Genomic DNA, 2,837 nt, shown 5'->3' on the forward strand with positions numbered 1-2,837 from the left:
TCAAAGCTACACCGAACTGAACACAGTTCCCACCAACTTTCGCGACGCATACCCAAGTGAGCCCGTTTCTCGCGTTGGCCTTTGACAATCGCCCGGCGGTCGCACATCATCACGTCATACCGACTCGCATGGATTCGTTTCTTTGTCGGTGGGGCAGGCATTCGTGCCTGCCTCCAGACGCCTTCGGAGGCAGGCACGAATGCCTGCCCCACCAAGAGCAACTGATCCACGCGAGTCGGTATCAGTCGGTCGGTTCGCGGAGTCTTTTCGCCTCCCCGGATGGATTCGCAGCCATGCGCCCCTCTCCCGCGTTTCGGGTCCGCGTTGCGTGCGGCGCTCTGGCGCTCGCGTCGGTGATCGGCTGCGAACGCGTCCCGCCCACGCGCCCCGCGAAGACTGTCACCACGTCGCGCGAGCGAGCGGCCGCGCCGCGGGCCGAGTCGCCCGCCGAGCGGGTCGCCCGACGGCTCGGCGAGGTCCACCCCGGGATGACCCAACCGGAGGTGGAAGAGATCCTCGGCCCGCCGACCGCGGACGAGATGCGCTCCGCCGGGGCCGACGAACTGGCCACGACGAGCTACTGGTGCCTGATCCCCGGCGACCCCGCCGGCCGGCACGTCGTCACGCTCCTCTTCAACGCGACCGAGACCCCGCCGCAACTCATGGCCGTCACCGGCCCGCACCCGGTACCGGCCGACCGGTAGGTCCCAGTTCGCACCAGAACCCAGGGTTCGCACCCTGGGCTACGCACTGCCGCCCCCTTCGGGGGCTCAATGCTTGAGTCCCGGAGGGACGACAGTGCGTAGCCCAGGGTGCGAACCCTGGGACTTCTTCGGGTTCGCGTCACGGTCCCGCGTCGTACAGCACCTCGCACAGCTTGCTGAGCGCCTTCCCCTCGCGGCCCGGCCCGACGCCGACCGGCAGCGGGACGTTGTTGACGAACATCGCGAAGTGCAGCGCCGTGCCGGCCCTCGTGGTCATCGTGCCGGCCAGCGCCTTGCTCTTGAGGAGCATTCGCTCGTTGGCCGCGTCGAACCACACGAGCGTCCCCGTCTTGGCGAACACCTTCCCGCGGGCCGGGCCGTCGTCGCCGACCCCGCTCAGGGTGCCGTCCACGCCGAGCACCGGCAGCGCAGCCCTGTAGGCGTCCCACTCCGGGCGCTTCGCCATGCCCTGAAGGAGTTGGACCGTCGCACGGGCCGACACGTGGTCGGCCGGCGCGCCGCCGGCCCCGCCCCCGAACGACACCTGCGCCACGTCCACGCCGAGCTTCTCCAGGATCTTGCGCTGCTCGCGGAGCCCGGCCTCGGCCGTGTCGAGCCCCTTCGCAACGGCCACGAGGCACGGCATCGTGCTGGCGTACAGGTTGTGGCTCACCTTGAGCGTGACCTTCACCGCGTCGCGCAACGGCGGCGGCGTGAACGCCGCGACCCTCGTGAGCTTCCCGTACTCGCCCCTCGCGGGGAGCACGGTGAGCGCCTGCCGCACGAGCGCCGCGTTCGGTTTCACGCCGTTCCGCCGCAGCGCCTCGATGAACAGCGTGCGGGCGAACTGCGTCGGGTCGTCGACGGGGTAGATGCGCACCTGCGGCTTGCCCCCGGCCGGCACGGTTCCGCGGACCGCGAACTGGTTCGCGCCCAGGGGCAGGAGTTGCACGGCGGCGACCGTCTTCTCGTCGCCGGTCGCGACGAGCGCGTCCATCTGGTAGAACGCCGACTCGGGCCGGGTGGTCACGGTCGCCGGGGCGCCGGGCTTCGCGCCGGGCGTGACCAGGATGTCGATGACGTTGTCGTTCACCAGGATCGGCGAGACGACGTCCGGCCCGCTGCCGCTCCCGCGGGTGTGGGTGAACAGGCGGTCGTCCACCGCGACCTCGCCGTCGACCTGCGTGATGCCGGCGGCCCGCACCTGCTTCGCGAGGTCGTCGAGGGCGGCGCACGGGTCGGTGTCGGTCAGCTCGCACTCGCCGAGGCCGCTGTTGGCGTAGGTGTGGTCTTTATCTTTGAAGACGGTCTTCCCGCCACTCGTGCGGCCGCCGAACGTGAGGTCGCCGGCGGCCACGAGGATCAGGTCGCCGCGGAGCTTGCCGCTCGTGACCGCACCGCGCTGGTACACGGCCGTTTCGGTGGTCGCGTCCGGCCCGACGGCGATCAGCGCGGCGGCGCACGAGAACAGCTTGGTGACCGACGCCGGCGCGAGCAGCGCCTCGGGGTTCCGCTCGTACACCGTCTCGCCGGTCTTCGCGTCGGCGACGAGGACGCCCCACGTCGCGTGCTTGTAGTCGGGGCCGTCGAGGACCGCGTCGAGTTGCCTGGCGAGCGCGTTCCCGTTCGGCTGCTGGGGCGGTGCTGCGGGCGCTCCGGTGCCGACGAGACCAAGCACGAGGCCGAGGGGAACGAGGAGCAGCAGGCACGCACGGGGCACGGCGACCGCCTTTCGCGGGGGGTGGCTGGCACGCTGGGGACACCCATCCTACCCCGCCGCCCGCCGAGTTGCGAGCGGGTCCGGCTCCGCGGTATGATGGCCGGTACCGGAGGAACACGCACGTCCATCACGATTACCGACCCGCAGCTCCTCGCCCAGCTCCGCAGCGCGCCCGATCAGGTCGAACTGAAGGACCCCGAGGGCAACGTCCTCGGCCGGCTCGCGGTCGAGTGCCTGGGGAAACTGCCGCCGGGGGTGAAGTCCCCGTTCACGGACGAAGAGCGCGCGGAGATGCGGAAGGAACGAACCGGCCGGCCGCTCAAGGACATCCTCCGCGACCTGGGGGCACGAGGATAGGAGGCGTGTCGGAACGCGCCAGGGATCGCGGCGAGCCGGGAGCGACAGCGACCGGA

3 protein-coding genes are annotated in these 2,837 nt (G+C 70.9%); 2 read left to right on the plus strand and 1 reads right to left on the minus strand.

What is annotated here, in order from left to right; translation table 11 throughout:
• Nucleotides 1–293 precede the first annotated feature (293 nt).
• Nucleotides 294–704, plus strand: a complete 411-nt coding sequence (locus ACTIGN_RS17815; protein ID WP_439626229.1) for a hypothetical protein — start codon at nt 294–296, stop codon at nt 702–704.
• A gap of 139 nt (nt 705–843) precedes the next feature.
• Here ACTIGN_RS17815 and dacB read toward each other — a convergent pair whose 3' ends face one another.
• Complete coding sequence (gene dacB, locus ACTIGN_RS17820) at nt 844–2,424, minus strand: D-alanyl-D-alanine carboxypeptidase/D-alanyl-D-alanine endopeptidase (protein ID WP_439626231.1); 1,581 nt, start codon at nt 2,422–2,424, stop codon at nt 844–846.
• Between the two features lie 93 nt (nt 2,425–2,517).
• Between dacB and ACTIGN_RS17825 the strand changes: the two genes are divergently transcribed.
• Entirely contained in the window at nt 2,518–2,781 is a 264-nt protein-coding gene (locus ACTIGN_RS17825) for a hypothetical protein (protein ID WP_439626233.1), read from the plus strand.
• The last annotated feature ends 56 nt before the right edge of the window (nt 2,782–2,837 follow it).

This window comes from Gemmata sp. (assembly GCF_051859125.1).
GTDB lineage: Bacteria > Planctomycetota > Planctomycetia > Gemmatales > Gemmataceae > Gemmata.

What these genes read in the sequence shown, in the direction of transcription:
- ACTIGN_RS17815 (WP_439626229.1), top strand. Translation starts at nt 294, where the DNA reads ATGCGCCCCTCTCCCGCGTTTCGGGTCCGCGTTGCGTGCGGCGCTCTG.
- ACTIGN_RS17825 (WP_439626233.1), top strand. Translation starts at nt 2,518, where the DNA reads ATGATGGCCGGTACCGGAGGAACACGCACGTCCATCACGATTACCGAC.